Annotated in this window: 12 protein-coding genes and 5 pseudogenes; 1 reads left to right on the forward strand and 16 read right to left on the reverse strand. The window is 57.8% G+C overall.

Going from position 1 to position 18,666, the window contains the following annotated elements:
- From B0G75_RS38525 to B0G75_RS38600, 14 genes and pseudogenes are all read right to left on the reverse strand, one after another.
- On the reverse strand, positions 1 to 1,105 hold a 1,105-nt coding region (locus B0G75_RS38525), incomplete at its 3' end, for an IS66 family transposase (RefSeq protein WP_258194945.1).
- Positions 1,005 to 1,415: a hypothetical protein gene (locus B0G75_RS41770; protein ID WP_258194942.1), complete on the reverse strand. Its 411-nt coding sequence runs from the start codon at positions 1,413 to 1,415 to the stop codon at positions 1,005 to 1,007. The genes B0G75_RS38525 and B0G75_RS41770, both read right to left, overlap by 101 nt.
- Positions 1,416 to 1,445: 30 nt before the next feature.
- Positions 1,446 to 1,790, reverse strand: coding sequence for an IS66 family insertion sequence element accessory protein TnpB (gene tnpB, locus B0G75_RS38530; protein WP_106285434.1), 345 nt, complete (start codon positions 1,788 to 1,790; stop codon positions 1,446 to 1,448).
- Positions 1,787 to 2,212: a transposase gene (locus B0G75_RS38535; protein WP_243856929.1), complete on the reverse strand. Its 426-nt coding sequence runs from the start codon at positions 2,210 to 2,212 to the stop codon at positions 1,787 to 1,789. The genes tnpB and B0G75_RS38535 overlap by 4 nt, the downstream gene beginning before the upstream one ends.
- A 117-nt stretch (positions 2,213 to 2,329) precedes the next feature.
- Complete coding sequence (locus B0G75_RS38540) at positions 2,330 to 2,941, reverse strand: EAL domain-containing protein (protein ID WP_106285436.1); 612 nt, start codon at positions 2,939 to 2,941, stop codon at positions 2,330 to 2,332.
- A 150-nt stretch (positions 2,942 to 3,091) separates the two neighbouring features.
- On the reverse strand, positions 3,092 to 4,438 hold the full coding sequence (locus B0G75_RS38545) for an EAL domain-containing protein (RefSeq protein WP_106314845.1): 1,347 nt from the start codon (positions 4,436 to 4,438) through the stop codon (positions 3,092 to 3,094).
- Between the two features lie 620 nt (positions 4,439 to 5,058).
- Positions 5,059 to 5,487, reverse strand: a pseudogene (locus tag B0G75_RS38555) (dihydrolipoyl dehydrogenase); the annotation flags it as partial.
- Between the two features lie 1,162 nt (positions 5,488 to 6,649).
- Positions 6,650 to 7,420 (reverse strand): ABC transporter substrate-binding protein, encoded by a 771-nt coding sequence (locus B0G75_RS38565; RefSeq protein ID WP_106285513.1) that lies wholly within the window; start codon positions 7,418 to 7,420, stop codon positions 6,650 to 6,652.
- 701 nt (positions 7,421 to 8,121) lie between these two features.
- Positions 8,122 to 8,301 (reverse strand): annotated as a pseudogene (locus B0G75_RS38575) (transposase); the annotation flags it as partial.
- A 312-nt stretch (positions 8,302 to 8,613) separates the two neighbouring features.
- Positions 8,614 to 9,381 carry an ABC transporter substrate-binding protein gene (locus B0G75_RS38580; protein ID WP_106285440.1) on the reverse strand — a complete coding sequence of 256 codons (768 nt, stop codon included), beginning with the start codon at positions 9,379 to 9,381 and terminating at the stop codon, positions 8,614 to 8,616.
- A gap of 249 nt (positions 9,382 to 9,630) precedes the next feature.
- Positions 9,631 to 10,407, reverse strand: a complete 777-nt coding sequence (locus B0G75_RS38585) for a hypothetical protein (RefSeq protein WP_243856930.1) — start codon at positions 10,405 to 10,407, stop codon at positions 9,631 to 9,633.
- Between the two features lie 124 nt (positions 10,408 to 10,531).
- The gene (locus tag B0G75_RS38590; protein WP_106314846.1) at positions 10,532 to 11,950 is read right to left on the reverse strand and encodes an MmgE/PrpD family protein; all 1,419 of its coding nucleotides are present in this window, start codon (positions 11,948 to 11,950) and stop codon (positions 10,532 to 10,534) included.
- Positions 11,951 to 12,432: 482 nt separating this feature from the next.
- Positions 12,433 to 13,557, reverse strand: a pseudogene (locus B0G75_RS38595) (IS701 family transposase); the annotation flags it as partial.
- Positions 13,558 to 13,636: 79 nt separating this feature from the next.
- Positions 13,637 to 14,325: pseudogene (locus tag B0G75_RS38600) on the reverse strand (IS5 family transposase).
- A gap of 169 nt (positions 14,326 to 14,494) precedes the next feature.
- On the opposite strand from B0G75_RS38600, the pseudogene B0G75_RS38605 reads away from it, so the two are divergent.
- Positions 14,495 to 15,812, forward strand: a pseudogene (locus B0G75_RS38605) (IS701 family transposase).
- Positions 15,813 to 16,170: 358 nt separating this feature from the next.
- Here B0G75_RS38605 and B0G75_RS38610 read toward each other — a convergent pair.
- A complete protein-coding gene (locus B0G75_RS38610; RefSeq protein WP_208328657.1) occupies positions 16,171 to 17,352 on the reverse strand; it encodes a PLP-dependent aspartate aminotransferase family protein in 1,182 nt (393 codons plus the stop codon).
- A 345-nt stretch (positions 17,353 to 17,697) separates the two neighbouring features.
- Positions 17,698 to 18,585 carry an ectoine/hydroxyectoine ABC transporter substrate-binding protein EhuB gene (gene ehuB / locus B0G75_RS38620; protein ID WP_106285444.1) on the reverse strand — a complete coding sequence of 296 codons (888 nt, stop codon included), beginning with the start codon at positions 18,583 to 18,585 and terminating at the stop codon, positions 17,698 to 17,700.
- Positions 18,586 to 18,666: the final 81 nt, after the last annotated feature.

Consider the following 18,666-nt stretch of genomic DNA (forward strand, 5'->3'; position numbering starts at 1 on the left):
TGCCCTCGCTGCCTGGAATGCTGTCCTGTCTCATCGATAAGGTATCCATATCGATAGGAAAAATGTCGCTCTGACCAATTATTTGCACCAGAGCCTTTTCGGCAAGCACGTTGCTGATCTCGACGCGGCCGTCGTCACAAAACAGCGTGAGCCCATCCCAGCGGTTCAGAGAGTAGTTGATCGCTTCGACCAGCGGTGCCTTCGGCCAAAGAGTCGCGAGTTTCTCCCTCACCGACTTCTCGAGAGCCGCGAGCAACGGGCTGCTTTTTTCTTGCCTGACGCGTCGCCGCTCATCGGGCGGTTTGCCGCGGATATCAGCCTCGATTGCGTAAAACTCGCCAATCATGTCGAGCCATTGCTTCGTGGTGCCCGACGGGGCTGTCTCATGCACGTTGAATACGTATCGGCGCGCATGATCCCAGCAAAATGCCAGACGAACTTTGCCGCCTTCGTTCAACTCGTTGAAGCCTGCATAGCCGTCCGCCTGAAGGATGCCTTCGAATCCGGCAAGATGGGTCTGGGGGTGAATGCCTTTGCGGTCCGGTGAGTAAGCGAACCAGACCGCAGCGGGATCGCTCGAACCTGAGCGACGATCGTCGCGCACGTAGACCCACAACCGACCGGTCTTGGTCTTCTTGTTCCCAGGCGCGAGCACCGGGATCGGCGTGTCGTCCGCGTGGAGCTTGGCAGTCGCCATCGTGTAGCGGCGCAGTGCTTCAGTCAGCAGCCGGCAGAGTTCTTCGCATTGTCCGACCCAGCGCGCCATGGTGGCCCGATCGAGACGTACGCCGTCGCGCGCCGCGATCTCGGATTGCCGATACAGCGGGGTGTGGTTTGCATACTTCGCCACGATGATCTCGGCCAGCAAACTCGGATGCGCGATGCTGCGCTCGATCGGCAGCCCCGGCATGGGAGGTTGCGCGATATGGCCGCAACCGGTGCAGATCCGCTTGCGACGGATCGTGCGGATGACCTTGAACATCGCCGTGACGCGCGCGAGCTGCTCAGACACATCCTCGCCGAGCAACTCCATGGCGTTGTTGCACTTCGGGCAGATGGAATCGGGCTCGAGCTCGTGCTCTTCGCGTGGCAGATGGGGCGCCAAGGCTTCCTTCGGAGATGCTGCAGATACGCCAGCTCGATGCACGAGCGCGCGCACGGCGAACATCGGCAACGCCGCTGCCGGCTGCCAGATCCTCGAGTTGGGTTTCGAGCCGATCGATCTGCCGCTCCAACTGCTCGGATTTACGACCGAAGTGCATGCGCCTGAGCTTGTCGATCTGCGCTTTCAGGCGTTCGATTTGCTGGTCGCGTTCGGCGATCTCCTGCTGCATCTTTGCGATCGATGCCTGCTGCTCGAGCACCAGGGCGTGGAGCTCGGCAACGGTTTGCGGAAGCGGCGCGTGATCGGGCATGTGCCGCAGTTTACGAGCCTTCGATGCAGTTTACAACATCGATAATGCCGCCGTGCGACGGGGCTGTCGCCAATCGATGCCTTCCAGCAACATCGACAGCTGTGCCGACGTCAGGAAGATCTTGCCGCCCTCCGCCTGGGGCCAAATAAACCGTCCATGCGAAAGCCGCTTCGCAAGAAGCCATAGTCCGTCATCTGTTGCCCATAGAATTTTTACGAGATCGCCGCGACGTCCCCGAAAAATGAACACGTCGCCGCCGAGCGGATTGTCTTCGAGTGCCGATTGCACCTTCGCGGCAAGAGCCGGGAAACCACTACGCATGTCGGTCACGCCTGCGGCGATCCAGATGCGAGTGCCTGCCGGCAAGCCGATCATCGGGATAGCTCCCGGATCAGCAGCCGCAGCATATCCGGTGACACATTGCCGCAAACCCTCAAGCGTGCCCGGTCGAACTCGATCTCGCAAAGATTCTCTGGCGACCGTGTCGCATCAACTGCCATCGGTGACGTATGTTCTGCCGCCTCAGCGACGACATTCACAGGCAACAGCGACGGCACCTCCTGTGCCCGCTTTGGCGTCGCGCCCTCAGGCAGCGTCGGCAAACCGTACTCTCCTGCCAGATAAAGCCGTCGCCATTTGAACAACAGGTTTGCATTGATATCGTTGCTGCGCGCGATCAACGCCACCGACGCGCCCGGCTCGAGAGATTGTTCAACCAGTTGCCGTTTGAACTCGGTCGGAAAGTTCGGCCGCTTATTTGCGCCGTCTGCGGCGCCATCGCCCCATGTCTTGTCCACTTTGGTACCCACCATAATTTGGTGGATACCAAACTACCCAAAACCTCAATCAGCACGCCAGAACGGCCACGGCGAGACGCTTACTCCTTTCTCCCGCAGGACCTTCCATCTCGCGCATCAGTCCCGTTCCGGCTCAGACGCGGATTGTGCCAAACCAGCGGCGAAGATGGGCTCGAAGAGATATCCCTGAACCCAATGCGCGCCACAGGCCTGGGATACGTGCAGGTCTTCCTCGTCCTCGACACGTTCGTCCACCACATGCGAAGCGCTTGTTCGCGCCAGATGGATCAGCGCACCCAAATGCACTCGTGCGCACCCGTTCGAGCGGGCCCGATGCAGATATCCACCATCGATTTTTGCAATGTCCACGCCCAGTTCCATAAGACTCCTCACGGAACTGTAGCCTGCACCGATGTCATCGAGAGCGACGCGACATCCGAGCTGTTGCAGCGCCCGGACGAAGTCCGCGACTGCGTCGATGTCGGTCAGCGGCGCGCTTTCCGTCAACTCGATGACGAGCCGTGCCGCGACCTGAGGCTCCCCGGCAAGGGTTTCGATCACCTTCGACCGCCAGCCGCCGAGCGCTGCACTCTGAATCGACACGTTACAGCCTAGCGACATGCCCGGATGCGCACGCAACGTATCGATCACGGTCGTCACCAGGATCGACTGTTCATCGGTAACAGGACTCTGAAGCAAAGCGAATACCGAATAACAAGCCGCATGCACGCCCTCCTCCGGCCGTGCGTGACATCGAATCTTCCCGGAGGCCCATCTTCATAACCGGGTACGCGCATATCGAAACGTCAGCCGCCGATTCCGACAATAGTCGGCTCTGCGCTAACACCCTCGCCGAACACCAACGGTGAGCCCGTTTCATCAACGTTTTTCCGCGCCAATGTCTGGTGCGGAAGGGCCTGAATAGAGATAGCCCTGAAGGCACGTCGCCCCGCACTCTCGCGCCTGTTGCGCGTCGTCCTCCGTCTCGATGCCTTCGACGATGACGCTCGCCGCGTAAGTCTTCGCGAACTGGATAAGCGGACGCAGACCTAGGGGACTTCGGGTGCCGCCTTCCTCCTGTCGGAGGCAACGCAGGTCGATCTTGACGATATCGACGCCAAGCCCGATCAGGGCGATCAGATTGTTGTGGCCTTTCCCCAGGTCATCCAGTGCCATCTGGCAGCCCAGCGCCTGGAACGTCCTGACGAAATTCCGCGCCTCCTCTGTTGTCGAAGTCATTGCGGCTGTTTCCGTAATCTCGATCGTCAGCCTAGAAGCAAGGTGCCTGTCTGCATGCAACTGTGAGGCGATGGGCGTCCACCACGCATCGAGTGTGGCGCTATGCGCGGACACATTGCAGCCGAGTCGAAGCGCAGGATTGCGGCGCAATGCGGCGATCGTCGAGTCGACGACCCATTCGTCGAGCCGCCTCACCATCCCCAGGCGCTCAATGGCCCCCACGAGACTACCGATACGGATGCGCTGGCCATTCCTTATCTCGCAAAGCAGTACCTCGTAGTACGTCACATCTTGCGAATCGCCTGCCGCGCAGACGGGTTCCCGATCGAAATCAAGCCTTTTCTCCTCCAGTGCCACGAAGACGGTAGCAGCCACCACCATATCGGCCTTGTACCGCTCACACCAGTGATGGCCCGCGGTCGCCAGGTTTGCCGCATCGATGAAATCCTGAAATGGCTGGTACCCGGAGCGCATCGCTGACGCGCGTACTACAGGCATGATGGCCGCGTCTCCCAGTGGTACGACGTGCGCGCCAAGTACCTTGACTACCCGGTGCTCGATGATGGGCCCGCATAACTGCTCCGACGCGTCGCCCTTGTAGGACAGGTAGGACAGGTCGAAGATAAAAACGATATGCGCACCGGTTGTTGCAACGGTAGCCCTCCCTGATCGTGAGAGCGCCCGGGCCCGCTCATAGACGGCATGCCGCACGCCAAGTGCAGTCGTCTCGCCATACACCTGCTCGATCTCGCGCAGATTTACGATCTTGGCGACGACGCAGAGCTCCCCGACCGATCCGGCAGGCTCCGCCTGCGCGTCGGTTCGTGTGGGCATCGACCACTGGTAAGAACGTGGACGATCTTCCGTCTGTCGCTGATCATCGAAACTCTCCTTGCACGCGTCGCACTTACTATCATCGCCCTCCTGCCCGGTAGGCCGGATCGACGCGGATCTGCTCAGCTCGTAAGCAGGATTTTTGGATGCCATAATCACCTCGGTATGCTAAACGTCCACAGTACCCTTCGCTGCACGCCGCGTAGCCACGCGTGGCGCGGAACACGCATTTACCGGTTCCCGATCGACACGTGTTCGATGATCGCAGCGAACCGGCCACGCAACCACGAATCAGGACGTGGAAAAACTGATCGCCATCAACGACGCTCACCCACAGCACACGAAGAAAGTCCCTGGCGCATCGTCGGTGGCGCCGAGCATGCTCCGAGCGTTCGGCCTAACGTTTAGTTTCACCGTGAGTCTCGGGCATACGAAACTTCAGCGATGCGCATGGCAGGTCTCTCTGGATCGGGTGGGAAAATGCACCATTTTCCGATTCGGTGTCGAAAAAAGAACATCGCCTTAGACCCGCTTCCGTTGTCTGCGACGACGCACACATATCGTCCCCTGCTGGATCGTCCGTAGTGGCTGACCCGAAACCCTCTCTTCGGGTCGGGCGCCAACCAGTCCTCCACCATATTTCTCAACGACATTCCCACAATCGTCATAGCTTCCTCATCGCTTTTGAAGGTTACGGTACGGCGATCCTGACGATCGAAGGTAGTGACCGGCTCGCTGCAACGCGCAGTCGACAGATCCACGCAGGCCTCGATTTACTTCCGACTTGCCCTTTTTCGCTTCCACGGCAAATCGGTACAAACGCCCTCGTACAGCTCGGCGGCCATCCCGATCGATTCGCCGAGCGTCAGGTGCGGATGGATCGTCTTGCCGATGTCTTCCACGTCCGGGTCCATCCCGACCGCGAGGCACACTTCGCTGATGAGCTCCCCCGCATCCAGGCCCGTGATCCCGCCGCGATCACGCGATGGGTTACTCGTCGAGCATCAGCCTCGTGAAACCCTGGCCGCGGCCATTCGAGATCGCGCGGCCCGATGCCGCCCCCGGGAACACGGCCTTGGCGTACTCGATGCCATCGGCCTTGCACTGCTTTTCGGCCTTGCCGGCCACGCGACTTCCGGATCGGTGTCGGCCACCGACGGAATCTGGAGCGCGTCGAAGTAGGCCTTCTCACCGTGCGCGCTTGCGGTGCTTCTGCACGTCAATCCGCGCTGCACGGCGACTGCGGGCAGCGAACGCAAGTTCAGATCTACGTAGACAGTCATTTCTAGCATCAGAAGTGCACCTAGCAAGGCTTTCAGACAGACAACCTTATCGTGAATCCGAAGTCACCGAGAACGCGACAGTTTTTGGCCCGAGTCAGGTAGGTCATTTGGCAAGCGTTCCCGGAATACTGTGTCGACCTACTCCAAGGCGGCCTTCGCTAATTGAAGAAGATCGAAAATGGGGACGGCCGTGAATCGACGAATGACGTTGCGGAAGTCCGGTACGAGCGTGCATTCAAGTATCAGTACGTTTATGTCACTAAGCACTCCGCCCTCGCCGAACGCTTACGACAATCGCTCTGCGAGTTCGTCGGCCATGCGCTCCTGCGTCCAATCGGCAGGTTCCCGATTGGTCCATGACTTCTGCCACTCTGGTAGCTGGGCAACAGCCAGAAGGCGTACACGTTCGAGTTCGGGGGACCACTCAGCAACCTATCGAGTGCCCGAACGCCCCAGGTGATAACTCCAACGGAACGCCCGGTGATGCGCAGAGCGAGATCGAGGAACTCGAGCCCGCTAGTGATCGTTGCCGCCGACGCCGTCCGGTAAGGAAGGTTGCGCGACGCCCACATGAACCCGCAGTTACCGATGATTAGTTGAACCTTACCGTCGAGCCGCCGCACTGCATCCACGATCCCACGGCTGGCCGCGTCAGTCGGCAGCTTGTTTCCGTGAGGCTCCGCACCGGTCGCTATCGCGTTGAGGAATGGCACCCTCCAAAACGATGGTTCCCCTACGCTGAACGGCATCACAGCGTGACGCGCTTCAAGTTCGGCTGACGATTCCAATACCGCGTCCTCAGTATCAAGATGAAGAATTCCCAGCCAATTCATGTGCCAACTCCGATTCAACCCACCGCCGCCTAGGCGACGGCTCTCCTGAGATGTCTACATTTCAACGACAACTTAGCCTCCGGTATCCTGGCCGCCGAACGCATACATCAGTCACGAACGCGCATAGGTTTTCTGACCGGCTGGTCTTCGCACTCAGCGGAATTCAAAGCGCCCCGCGGCGCGGTAATCGGAATCGCCTTCGAACCGAAATGACTCCGGTCGCAGATTCACGATCGCCGCTGGTTGCATCAATCTCCATAGACATCGAAGGCAAAGTATTTCTTCTCGATTCGCTCGTAGGTTCCGTCCTTTCTCACGTCAGCGATCGCCTGGTTGATTTTCTGTCTGAGCGCTGCGTCGTCTTTGCGCAAACCGATCGCATTCCCCTTCGAGCTGGACGGATCGACAATTTTGTCGCCGACAAATCCATAGCCAGCACCACGAGGCGTTCCCAAGAAGCCGAGCTGCGCCTGGATGTCGCCAATCAGCACTCCGTCAAGGCGCCCCACCGTCAAGTCATCGTAGACGAGATTCTGATTCTGATACGGGACGACTGTCGCTCCTTTCGGCGCCCAATTCTTCTTCGCGTAAGTTTCTCCAACTGTACCTTGCTGGACGCCAACCGACTTTCCGCGCAGTGCCTCGGGCGTTGGCAATACAGTGGAACCTTTTTTTGCCACAAGGCGAAGTGAGGAGTTCCAAAGCTTATCGCTAAATGAAATCTGTTCTGCGCGTTGGGCGGTTACGGTCATTCCCGACATGATTGCATCGAACTTTCGTGCTTTGAGCCCAGGGATCATTCCATCGAAGTCATTTTCAACCCAGGCGCACTTCGCGTGGATGCGAGCGCAAATTTCGTTACCGAGGTCGATCTCGAACCCCGCCAGCTTGCCGCTTGCATCCTTGGACTCGAATGGCGGATATGTGGGATCCACCCCGAATCGAAGGGTTGACACATCATTTGCATAAGAACAAACCGAGAACACTGACGCCAGCAGGAGCAGGACAACTGCTTTCATTACCGCCTCACAATTGAATAGGCCAGATATCAGGACATTCCAAGCCAGCTTCCGGGTCAAATGGCAGACGGTCTTACCCGACGCATTGGAATTGCATCGCATGGTGCGCCAATCGACCTAGGTCAAAGCTTGCGCGTGCTTGTGTAATGCAGAATACTAGGTATATCAACCATTCGTCAACCCACGTCAACCGTATTTCCAACGCGTCATAGGTATCGCGCCACATGTTGCAGAGGATTTTTTGTTTAGCGGTCGAGGCATCAGATGGATGTTGGGAGCCGGCGAGATCGGTCCGCGAGCGATAAATAAAAATCGCTTGTGCTAACCCGCTCCGCAAGCGTTCACTTCTATGGTGGGCATTGAATGAACGGCGCGGTGATTTGCGGTACCCGAGGGGTGGCCATCGCACGCCAAATGTGGGTGGTCTGACACAACCGGTCGCGCGAAGACAGTGAGAATGGGAGGGTCAGCGAGCAGATAGTGCGGAGTTTCGCGACATTGTGATGGTGCGAAGACGGCAAAGAACGAGTCGGTTTGCGTCAGCTGCATGGGGAAGACCAACGTGCTGGGGGCTGGTGCTGATGCCGGCCAGTGTCCATGGCTGGGATCAGGTGGAGAGAGGGTGCCAGGCACACCGCCTTCGATGCGGACCATGTGGCCCTTGTCGCACACGGGGCAATCGCGCAATGACCTGCCATTCTGCGCGCGACGTAACAAAATAACTCCGCGTCGGAGCATTCCGACTTCGAGACGAAGTGATGAAGCGATTGATGCCGGGCGCTCACGCGCTGAGGTTCCGGATGCGCCGCCAGCGGGTCGACACTCTTGCGCTGGATCGGGAGCATCAACCCCCGACAATAGCCAGTCAACCCGGAGTTCACGTGGCCAAAACGCGCCCGATCATCCGCGCCGCGCTAGCAGGCTAGCTTGATCCGCCGATGGATATTTCGTTATTCTAACTGATTCATTTCACCGAATTCGTGCAAGATCGACTTCAGCTGGGCTGTGGCGATAGCTCCCGCTGCGAAGCCGGCGAAACAAATTTCAACTCAACGCATCATCAATGACCGACGCCTCACCTGTCTAACGTTTGCTCGCAGGCACGCCCGTGCTTCCGTAAGATCTCGCTCTTAGAACGGTGCTTTGGAGACTTGAGAAGTCCGGGCGAAGTCACGCGAGCCATGGCACGACGGTCAGGGCGTGACAACCTGATATTGAAAGTACTTTTTTGCGATCTTATCGAGCGTTCCATCCTTTTTCAACGAGGCAATCGCCTCATTGAGACGGACTTTCAGTACCTGATCTTGCTTGCGGACGCCGAAAGACACTCCACGGCCACTTATCTTCTCATCGAGCAGACCTGGACCAACAAAGGTAAAGCCTTTGCCTTCAGGCGTTTTCAGGAAACCATCCTCCGCGCTTTGCTGTGATTGCAAAGCAGCATCAATTCGGCCACCTGCCAAGTCCGAGAACACCGCGCTTTGACTCGGATATGTGACGATGATTGCGCCATTCGGTGCCCACTTCGCTTCTGCATAGAGTTGCTGAGTTCCGCCTTGCTGAACCCCGACGCGCTTGCCTTTGAGCGATTCTGCGTTCGGTAAGATATGACTGTCCGCGCGCGCCACCAGACGCATCGGGGTCGCGTAAATGACAGATGTAAAATCAATTGCTTTTTCGCGCTGTGGGGTATCCCACATACCCGAATTGATAGCGTCGAACTTCTTCGCCATCAAGGCCGGAATGAGCCCATCGAACGAATTTTCAACCCACATGCATTTTAGCTGCAGTCGCGCGCAAACGGCATTGCCGATATCAATATCGAAGCCTGTCAATTCCCCGCTTGGTAGCTTATATTCAAACGGCGGATAGTCTGCCTCAATGCCGAAGCGCAGAGTATCTGTGGCAAACGCAGAAGACGCCAGCAAGCAAAGCACGGCGGAGGTCACCAGATGTTTCATCTCGGCTCCTTTATGGATCGATATTTACGGTTTGGTTAAGCTGATTCACTTAAAACAGGCTGCGTTTTGGAAGTGCTTTTGGCGCAATGTGAGCCGCGCAGGGACTAGAACAGGGGTACTTCTCATATCAGTGTCTCCGCCATTTATAATAAAAGATGCTGACTGCAATATCGGCTGTGATCAAACAGCCTCTGACTCAGACGAGCTGGACCTGATCGCTGCCGACTGCGCCAGATCCTCCGTGTGAGACTACTCGAGAGCTGCTTTGGCGAAATGCAGAAGGTCGAGCACTGGAATAGAAGTCACCGCACGGATGGTCTTCCGGAAGTCCGGGACCAATGTGCATTCCAGCAGCAAAACGCCGACATCATTCAAGACCCCGTCTTTGCCGAACGCCTTGATCAAACGCTCAGCTAACTGTTGGGCCATGCGCTCCTTGCTCCATCTGCATGGTTCTTGGTTGGCCCATGGATCTAAGCCCCAGCTCGCCCAATCCGGTAGGTCGCAGATACTCACGCAGCGAAGACGTTCAAAGCCGGGCTGATCAGCGAGTAGAGGCACGAGTGGCGTGGCGTCCCAAGTGATAATTCCGACCGGCTGATTGGTTATGCGCAGGGCAAGATCGAGAAACTCAAGCGCGCTGGTTAGCAGGGGCGTCGACGTCTGTCCGTAAAGGTGTTTGCGGGAGGCCCACATATAGCCGCAATTGCCGATAATGAGGTCGGTGTGTCCATCGAGCCGCCGAGCCGCTTGAAGGATGCCACGGGCGGCCTCGGGAGTCGGAACCTTGTTGGATACGGCATCCGCACCCTCGGCGACGGTCTTGCGCAGCGGCACTGGCCACAATGTCGGGTCGTCCACCATGAACGGCATCACGACGGCGTTATAGGCGTTGTCCGACCGTTTATCGGGTAAGTCGTCGGGATCCAGCATGATGACCCCCAAAGACGGCCTCTTCTCATCGGAATTCGCTGTTTCCATCTCGCTGTTATTGGGCTCGGGTCTGGACATTTTCACTTGATCCATGCGCTGAGTCGCTGATTCGACAACCATTTTTCTCATGGCCAGAATCTAGCTATCTCAAAGTAAATTGAGCGGCGAGCTCCATGGCACCCGCCGCACTTATCTTTCGGACCACGCCGTTAAAGGCCTATTTGGCTACCGGTCTGGCCGTCACCTCGAGCAATGGCGCGATTTCGCCGTTCAGGAGACTTGCGAAAGCATGGAGCAAGTCTTCTTGCTCCCTGTGATCCAGTACATAGCGCGTTGCCATCCGGAACTTGCCCTTCAGTTCATCCACCGACATCGGCGCGTCCGGGCCATAGGGAGGCGTTACCCTGGGCGACGAGTACGTTCCTCTGGTGGTTACAACGTCTACGCTATTGAACTCAAAGTCCGGATGTGATCCTTCGTCCGGCTGCGGCAGGTGTTGATACGCGTAGGCATGTTGGGCGCTGAATTCGGCGTTCGGGACGATTTCAACCTTTTCGGCAAGCGCGCAAATATCTTCTCGACCGATCAACGACTCGTCGATTGGCATGAGCGCTTCGGCGCCCAACATAGCCATGACAGCGATGCAGAAGGGAATGCTGTACTGGATATCGGAGAGATTTTCTGGGCGCGTCTTGTTGGACAGCTTCAGCGCATATTCGAATATGTTGACCCTGATTGCGGTAATTTCAGCCGGCTTAATGTCATGTTGGGAGACCAACGTTTCAAGTGCCTTGAGCGCGCCGTGGAAATGTCGGCATGTCGCGTACGGCTTGAAATAGTTCCCGTTAATCTTCATCTCCTCCTCACCTAACCCTCTGAGGATGCGCCGGGAGTTGTAAAAGGGTAAGTGATCGAAAATGTCGGCAAAGCCGATATGCCCCAGCTTGCCCAAGATCAACGAGGAATAGCCCGCCACGGTGCTCCAAGGGAGCCCTTCCTGTACATCTCCTCCGAATTGGCGGGTGTATCCCGTAGCGATCAGATTAGGGCTATAAACGCCCGACAACGCCAGGCCGTTTGCCAGCTGTTCAGGAGAACGCTTGAGTAGCCAGCCCGCCGCAGCGGCCACACAGAAGCCGGTCCAGACGCCGGTCTGGCCGTGCTCAAGTGGCTGCCCGTGACTGCCACGTGCGGCCTTTATCCGGGTTCCGACCTCGTAGCCGACAACGATTGCAGCGAGGACGTCGTCTGCGGACGCTCCGGTCTCGGCGGCAAGAGCCAGGACCACGGGAATTACCGCTGCGGCCGGATGTCCCCAAGCCTCGATCTGCCCATCGTCCATATCGAGGAAAGCCGCAGCAGAACTGTTGGCAAAAATCGCACCGGCCGCGGTTGTACGTCTGCCGTCAAACCAGATGGCCACTTCTCCCTTCCCGAACAGATCGATGGTGGCCTCACGCGCCGCGACCACACTCGGCGAATGGAGCGCGGCGGCAGCAGCGGCCAGGGTGTCGAGGACACACAGTGCGGCGCGGTGCTTGTCCGCGCCGGAAATGTCGGCTGCCTTCAAGTTGCACACATAGCGGGCCAGGAGGCCGACTGTCGAAACCGTTGAAGCGGTTGAAGCTGTGGACATTTCGTTGATTCTCCGTTGATAACGCCTGCGCAAGAGCCTTCTTAATATGCCTAGTATGCCAACTATATCATCGACAATATTGCTATCAATAACTGCGTTGGTGCCCAGTTAGTGAAGCGGCCGACGATGAAACAGCCACCCCGCGTCGTCGGGAAGGGCGTTGAAGGTTCCGGACCGCGCTTTTTTGGTTTCGAAGATGGCTTCCAGTCCAGACATCGAAGCGGCGAGGTAGGACGACATCGGCTAGTTACAGTAATTCGCAGAGTGCAGCAAATACTTAGTACTACAGCCGTAGATCTGGGTAAACTGGAGGCACACATCCTCGTCTTCGGTAGTGGCACTGCTGGGCGCGGTACTGGTGTCGGCGCCGCCATGCCGACCAGGACAACACGTACGCGATAGAGTGGGCGCCGCGCCACAGGATGCGACAGAGCAGCCGGCGGATCTCCTGCACGCTGAGCGGCACCAAACCTTCAGGTGTTTTTTTTGCCGTGCACCCGCAGGGTGACGAGTACCGCATGGGCCAGCAGAGCCAGCGTGATGTGGCGATACCAGCCCTGCCATCGGCGCACCTCATACTGATCGAGTCCGCATTCGCCTTTGGTCGCCTCGAAGCCGGTCTCGATTTCCCACCTGCGGCCCGCCACGTTCACCAGGGTTTGCCGTGTGGCCTTGCTGCGCGGCGCGTATACGACGTAATACGCATGTTCGCGTTCCTCGTCCAGGCTGCGTCGCACCAGCAGGTAATGCCCGAAGCGACGCTCCTCTTCGGTGATCTGCAAGCGCTACAGCGGAGTCAGCGCCCAGTCATACAGGCGCTCGCCCTTGGCGCCGGCACCCGCTGACAGGCGGCGCCATGCCCTTGCCGGCAGGGCCTCGGCGATCCGATCTGCCCGTACGTACTCTGGACCTTTCCACCATAGGGGTTCGTTCTTCGCAACGGCCAGCACGAAAGACTGGCCGCGCGACTCGAGCCACAGCCGCAGGTGACGGTCACCGCCGTAGACTTCATCCCCCGTGACCCAGCCGCACGGCACCCCTGCGTCCAGCGCCCGCTCAAGCATACGACGCGCAAGCTGTGGCTTCGTTGCGAATTCCACCGACCCGGGAATGCCCGCTGCCTCGCAGCGCACCCGGTCATCGGTCCACACCTTGGGTACATACAGTTCGCGGTCGATGAACGCACTGCCGCCACGACCGGCATAGCAGAGGAACACGCCGATCTGGCTGTTCTCGATACGACCTGCCGTGCCACTGTACTGGCGTTGAACACCGGCCGAATGCTGTCCCTTCTTGAGGAAACCGGTCTCGTCCACAATCAGCACCGCGTCACGCTCGCCCAGTTCTTCCACTACATAGCTACGCAGCACATCGCGAGCGGCATCCGCGTCCCATTGCGCCCGCTCCAGCAGGTGCTGTACGCCATCGGGTGTCGCTTCGCCGATCCATTCGGCGAGTTGCCAGCCGTTCTTGCGCTCGACTGTACCCAGCAGGCCCTTCAGGTATGCGAGCGACCGCTGTCGGGGCTCCGGACGCCTGAACAGTTCCCCGAGCCGCTGGTGCAGTACCTCCAGTTCACGCTCCCACGCTTTTGCAGTCGAATGCATAGCCTTAACGTGTAGTAGTCCTTATTCATATAAGTATAATGAAAAATCTACGGCTGTAGTATTAGAAGCTGTTGCGAAATTAGTTAAACAGTGGCTTGAGACGTGTCCAGCAAATTAAGGCACAAGCCAGAGACAGGAAGGCTTCATGGATATGGGCATAACGTTCGTAGCGAATTTTCAGGCGTCGAAACGAGTGAAGCCATGCAATCGAACGCTCGACTGGCCAGCGCGTTTTGCCGAGACCACTTCCACGGGGCGAGCCAATTTGCGAGCACCGGCGTGATGCCGCGTTCTCTCAAACGTTGCCGATGTGGTTCGGAACTGTAGCCCCGGTCGCCCTGAACGATTTGTGGTTTATGCAAGGGGTGCCCCCGCTTGCCTCTGATGTGCGGAATTGCCTCAACCAGCGCATTGAGTTGGGTAATGTCGTGGCGGTTCGCTGCACTCAGGATGACCGCGAGCGGGATGCCTTGCGCGTCGACGATGAGGTGGTGTTTGCTGCCGAGCTTGCGCCGGTCCGTGGGATCCAGACGCCTGCTTCCTGCCATGCGACGAGCCGTCGCCAACAGGCAGTGCCTGAGCCGCACCCCATCTCCTGCGGCAGGAGATTCCCGCGATGCCTGAGCGCAGTACGAACACGATGCCTGTCAGTACCGCGCGGTCGGGTGTTGGCTTGCGCCCCGCATATTGCCGATTGCGAGGTGCTCGCGCAGGCAGAAGTGGTTCGATGAGTGACCACAGTTCGTCGTCTATGAGTTCTTTAGGCATCGCTTCCTGTCAGGCAAAACAAGACAGAAAGTTAACACCAAGCCAGAAAAGTTAACAGCCCCAGAACTTAATTTCGCAACAGCTTCTTAATACTACTGTGTCACAAAGAAATATTTGCAGCGAAGCGATACCTGGTAGTATTGAATAATACAGACTTCGGGCGATCGCGATGAGAGAAGATGTCGACGAATTTGACGCGTATCTGAATCATCTGGGGCAATCGTTAGGGCACGCCGATCGTCATGCCGGCCTCAAGGGTTACTGTTCAGGTCTGGTGTTGCCGCTGTCGCGCAAGAGCGTCGAGCCGATGGCCGCGCACATTGACCCGCTTCACGCGAGTGCGAAGCACCAGTCACTCCACCACTTTGTGGCCAAGGCAGACTGGTCTGACCGTGCGGTCCTGCAGCAGGTACGCGAATGGGTGATGCCCGCATTAGACACACACGCTGCTGAAGAAAGCGGTTATTACTGGATTATTGACGACACCGGTTTTCCAAAGAAGGGGCGTCATTCGGTCGGGGTGGCACGTCAGTACTGTGGGCAGCTCGGAAAGCAAGACAAATGTCAGGTTGCAGTGAGCCTGTCGATCGCGACGCAACGCGGCAGCCTGCCGGTTGCCTGGCAACTGTATGTCCCCAAGGAATGGATTGGGGACCGGGAACGTGCCTGTCGCGCTGGCATTCCCGACGATCTGGCTTTTCAGACCAAGCCACAGATTGCGCTGGCCCAGCTTCGCGAGGCTGTAGCATCCGGCGTTGCGCCGGGCATCGTACTGGCCGACGCCGGGTATGGCGACGAAACCGCATTCCGGGATGGCGTAACTGAATTGGGTTTGTTGTACGCGGTAGGGATCCGGCCGGGCACCTCTGTATGGGCGCCAGGTACGGCGCCGCTTCCGCCCAAGCCCTGGAGCGGGCGCGGCAAGCCACCGAAATTGTTGCGCCGTGCGCCCGGCCATAAACCGCTCGTGGTGAAGGAACTAGCCATGCAATTACCCATGAACGCCTGGCAATCCGTAACCTGGCGGGAAGGCAGCAACGCAGCACTTTCCTCGCGCTTTGCCGCCGTACGGGTTCGTCCCGCACATCGCGACTATTGGCGAAGCACCGTTCGCGACGAAGAATGGTTGCTTGTTGAATGGCCTGATGGCGATACGGAGCCGCTCAAATATTTTCTCACTACTGCCCCCGGGGAGGCGACACTTGAGCAGCTTGTGTTCGTGACCAAAATGCGCTGGCGCATCGAGCGCGACTATCAGGACCTGAAACAGGAGTTCGGGCTCGGTCATTACGAAGGGCGAGGCTGGCGTGGCTTTCACCACCACGCCACACTGAGTATCGCCGCATATGGGTTTCTGATGGCTCAGCGACTCAGAATGCGCTCGGATGAGCGCGATAAAAAAAAACTTCCCCGAACGCGCGCTGCCTGCTCTTCCCCCGGATTACATCCCCCGGGGCAGTCCAGCGCGCTCAGCGTCACGTTCCTGATTCCATTTCCACGTTGCGCATCCTGCTTGGACTAAAGCTCATGCAACGATGGCATTCTTCCTGTACGGTAACAGACCGCGCAACTACTTATATGACACAGTAGTATTAAGATGTCGAATGAGAACTGTCCCACCGCTTCGCTCGGCTCGCGCTCTTTTCGCCTTGTCCCGGGAAACCCACATCTTGATTCGACGCGCGCGGAAGCTGCCCTGTGGTTTACAGGAGCCCATGCCGTGTAGCAACGTTGCGTGGCCCCACCAAAATCTGCGTCTTTAAGCTATGCGATGGTGCGCGTCGGTAACTCCCCTAGCTCGTCCAAACCACTACCGTAGGGTACGGGGTGATTTTTTTCGATTAATCAGGACGACAAGAATGTCAACATCCGCTCAATGTCGCGCCAAAGGTCCACGGGGCTTTCTAGTCCGATGCTGATGCGCAAGTAGATCGCATCCGGATTGTCAGACCCGTAGTTGCGTAGACCATCAAGCGACATTGGCGCCAGGAGGCTACGAGTCCCCCCCCACGAGGCGCCAATGGCGAACAGCTCAAGAGAACCAAGTGCGCGGTCGACAAGAGAGGCGTCTCGCGACCGGAGCTCAATCGTAAAGACGCCCGTACTTCCATGGAAGTCTCGCCGCCAGAACTCGTGCCCCGGAGACTCGGGAAACGCGGGGTGAATGACGCGAGCGACGCTGCGGTGGCTGCTTAGCCGTTGGGCAAAGTCGAGCGCGATCGACCCTACATGTGCCAGACGCACAGGCATGGTTTCGATGCCGCGCAAGGCGAGAGAGCAGTCATCTGGCGATACGCCTACCCCCAGGTTCGCCAGTTGCTCGCGCACTTTCACGTAAACATCCATCGATGCAAAACTCAGCGCGCCAAGCAGCAAGTCCGAATGTCCGCCTACATACTTCGTTAGCGCTTCAGCGACGATGTCGACGCCAAAGGATAAAGGCTTGCAGAATAGCGAGGTTGCCCATGTGTTGTCGCAAGCTGTCAACGCGCCGCATTCCTTTGCAACTCGCACGATGGACCGCATGTCGCAGACCTCCATCGTGGTGGAACCGGGTGCCTCCATCCAAATAAGTTTGGTCTGGCCGCTTTTTACCAAATCACAAAGCGACTGCAAGTTCATGGGATCGTAAACATCAAACGCCACACCATAGCGCGCTAGTACCTCCTGCGCGAACTGCTTGACGGGCGGATAGATGTTATCGGGAATAAGAACATGGTCGCCCTGGGAAAGCAGGGTCAGCATCACTACGGTTATTGCAGCCTGCCCAGACGGTACCAGGACGGACCTAACGCCGCCCGCGAGTTGCGTGAGCTGGCCCTCGAGCGCCCGAGTTGTCGGGGTTCCCATGAGACCGTAGCTGTATCCATCTGGGAATCGAAGGCCGCGTTCACGGTAGCTTTGTGCGTCCGGGAAAACAATCGTTGACGCGCGGTACACTGGCGTGGAAAAGCTCCGGAAGCCTTCTATCTGCGCCAGTTCCCTATGCACACACATTGTCGACGGTTCAAAAACCTGGTCAGTCATTTCACTTCCTACATGCGTCAAGAGAAAATTAGTGCACCGCTCCTCGAGCGGACTGTGGAGACTAGACGAAAAACCAGGCACCTTGCGAAGACATCGAGCAGGTCGCGCACCGGTTTCTGACGGCGTGTCCACGCTCCAGGAAATCGCAATTCGCGAAATTTGTCGCCCGCAGCGGACCCGGCTTCTCAAGAGTAGTCGCGTTGCCCGCGTGCAGCGCCTGGTTGCCGCACTCGCGGGCGATCGCAATCACGATGCGACGGCCGTTAGTCTCGATCTGCAACCGGCGAACTTGCTTACTAACGTTTGCAGATCGACCACTGCTAAAGCTGGCGGAAACCGGCCACACTATCGGTAGAACTGCCCGCAGAAATCCTTCACCGTAAGGCCCTTCGGAGCCACGTCTTCCGCCGTGAGGCCATAGCTCAGCATGATCTTTTTGATGGTACCGTTGGACTCGTTCTGTGCCAGGCTTTTGTTGAACAGGTCGCGAAACTCAGTGTCTTCAGGCCGAAAGGCAATCCCGCCAGAGTCCTTCTTCTCTCGCCCATTCACGACGAGTCCTTTGAATGGCACAGCACGCTCCAGTCCACCGAGGTTGGGGTCTCTGAGGAGCCCGGCCACGGTTCCGCTGGACAGCAACAAGGCATCAATCCGGCCTCCCTGCAGAGCGGCGATACCAGCGGTATTGTCCTGATACATCTGAATGCGTTCTTTTGAAATACCCGCCGCGACTGCATCGGCCGTTGTGGAGTCGCCACGAATATCGCCTACTCGAATCTGAGGATTCTTTGCGATTCCATCAAACCCATGGATATCCAAGGGACTGTCCTTCTTCACCATAGCAGTGACGCCACTGGAGTCGACCGGATGGGAAAAGATAACTTGCTCACACCGCGCCGGCGTAATGTATAGGCCTGCGGCGACAACGTCGATCCTTCTTGCCAGAAGACTGGGGATGAGAGCGCCCCAATCCATGACGACGAAATCAACTTTCTTAACCCCCATCGTACTGACCACTGCTTCAATCACGTCAGGATAGATGCCCGAAACTTCACCTGACTTACTGTCCACTCCCCAAGGCCACGTGTTTGCAATCCCGATCGTGAGCTCGCCCTCTTCAGATACCTTTTTTTTCAGCGTCTGCGCGTTAGCAGCGGGCACCATCGTCGTTGTCGCAACTGCGAATGCCAGTCCGAGCATTACCATGCGCCGCTTCAAGTCTATCGTCTTCATGCTTATCCAACTCCTGTCGATTCCAAACAATGGAATACCTTCGGATGATCTATTGAAGTCCGCGAATTACTGACAGACATG

Origin of the sequence: Paraburkholderia sp. BL18I3N2 (assembly GCF_003001875.1) — a bacterium.
GTDB classification, from domain to species: Bacteria; Pseudomonadota; Gammaproteobacteria; order Burkholderiales; family Burkholderiaceae; genus Paraburkholderia; species Paraburkholderia phytofirmans.

Excerpts from the sequence above, each read along its gene's own strand:
- B0G75_RS38565 (WP_106285513.1), bottom strand. The coding sequence starts at position 7,420 with ATGAAAGCAGTTGTCCTGCTCCTGCTGGCGTCAGTGTTCTCGGTTTGT.
- B0G75_RS38545 (WP_106314845.1), bottom strand. The coding sequence starts at position 4,438 with ATGGCATCCAAAAATCCTGCTTACGAGCTGAGCAGATCCGCGTCGATC.
- tnpB (WP_106285434.1), bottom strand. The coding sequence starts at position 1,790 with ATGATCGGCTTGCCGGCAGGCACTCGCATCTGGATCGCCGCAGGCGTG.
- B0G75_RS41770 (WP_258194942.1), bottom strand. The coding sequence starts at position 1,415 with ATGCCCGATCACGCGCCGCTTCCGCAAACCGTTGCCGAGCTCCACGCC.
- B0G75_RS38610 (WP_208328657.1), bottom strand. The coding sequence starts at position 17,352 with ATGACTGACCAGGTTTTTGAACCGTCGACAATGTGTGTGCATAGGGAA.
- B0G75_RS38590 (WP_106314846.1), bottom strand. The coding sequence starts at position 11,950 with ATGTCCACAGCTTCAACCGCTTCAACGGTTTCGACAGTCGGCCTCCTG.
- B0G75_RS38580 (WP_106285440.1), bottom strand. The coding sequence starts at position 9,381 with ATGAAACATCTGGTGACCTCCGCCGTGCTTTGCTTGCTGGCGTCTTCT.
- ehuB (WP_106285444.1), bottom strand. The coding sequence starts at position 18,585 with ATGAAGACGATAGACTTGAAGCGGCGCATGGTAATGCTCGGACTGGCA.
- B0G75_RS38585 (WP_243856930.1), bottom strand. The coding sequence starts at position 10,407 with ATGGATCAAGTGAAAATGTCCAGACCCGAGCCCAATAACAGCGAGATG.